At 60.0% G+C, this 910-nt stretch carries 1 protein-coding gene and 1 pseudogene; both read left to right on the forward strand.

Features of this window, described 5'->3' with window-relative positions:
- Positions 1–233: pseudogene (locus BMI01S_RS42365) on the forward strand (hypothetical protein); the annotation flags it as partial.
- Positions 234–254: 21 nt separating this feature from the next.
- Positions 255–773 carry a DUF6398 domain-containing protein gene (locus BMI01S_RS37585; RefSeq protein WP_042293513.1) on the forward strand — a complete coding sequence of 173 codons (519 nt, stop codon included), beginning with the start codon at positions 255–257 and terminating at the stop codon, positions 771–773.
- Positions 774–910: the final 137 nt, after the last annotated feature.

Consider the following 910-nt stretch of genomic DNA (forward strand, 5'->3'; position numbering starts at 1 on the left):
TCGAGGATCTGCATCGCCATGCCCGGCGCTGTCAGGACGAACGTGATGATTTGCGCTGCGCCATGTACCACCTTCTCGTGGCATACCTGGGATTACACAACATGCTTGGCAAGGCGAACGACCGGACCCTGGTTGACCGGTTGCTTGACGGCAGCAGCGAGAAGCTGGACACGTGGCTGTGCCTGATCGAGCGGGAGGGCGATGTTCATGGGCTCGCCGAACTGGGCAACTGACACATACGGATCGCGAATTCCATGAAGCCAACCTTTCGCGGCGAGCGGGTGCCAGCCGCCATGCAAGACCGGTATGACGAGATCATTGCGCTTACCGACGCCTTTTGTGCGCAACACCTGACCGATGAATACCGCGACCTCTGCCGACGTCTCGTTGCCACCCTGTGCCGCAAGCGGCCATCGCCACTGGTGACCGGTCCTGCGCGCTCCTGGGCTTGCGGCGTGGCCTACGCGATCGGGAGGGTCAACTTCCTCTTCGACAAGTCCCAAAAGCCCCACATGCGCGCCGATGCACTGTGCCAGCACTTCGGGCTAAGCGCCCAGACCGGTTCGGCCCGCTCAGGATCAATTCTGAACCTCCTGAAGATCGGTCAGCTCGATCCTCGCTGGTCACTTCCCAGTCAGCTCGACAGAAATCCACTCGTCTGGCTGATCGAAATCAATGGCATCATCGTCGACGCGCGCCACATCCCGCGCAATTTGCAGGAAGAAGCCTTCCGGCTGGGTGTCATCCCGTTCGTTCCAGGCGAAGAACGCTAGTTCGCGCAAAATCCCGAGCCCCGTTTGTACTTCACTTGCGACGCTGCGACGTAGCAATTTCCCTTTGCGCTTGGTCGGGTTCGCCGCCCCTGGCTCAGACTAAACGTGCTTTATTTTCCGTTTCCTGAAGCGACCCC

It is taken from the genome of Paraburkholderia mimosarum LMG 23256 = NBRC 106338 (assembly GCF_000739815.1).
Classification (GTDB): domain Bacteria; phylum Pseudomonadota; class Gammaproteobacteria; order Burkholderiales; family Burkholderiaceae; genus Paraburkholderia; species Paraburkholderia mimosarum.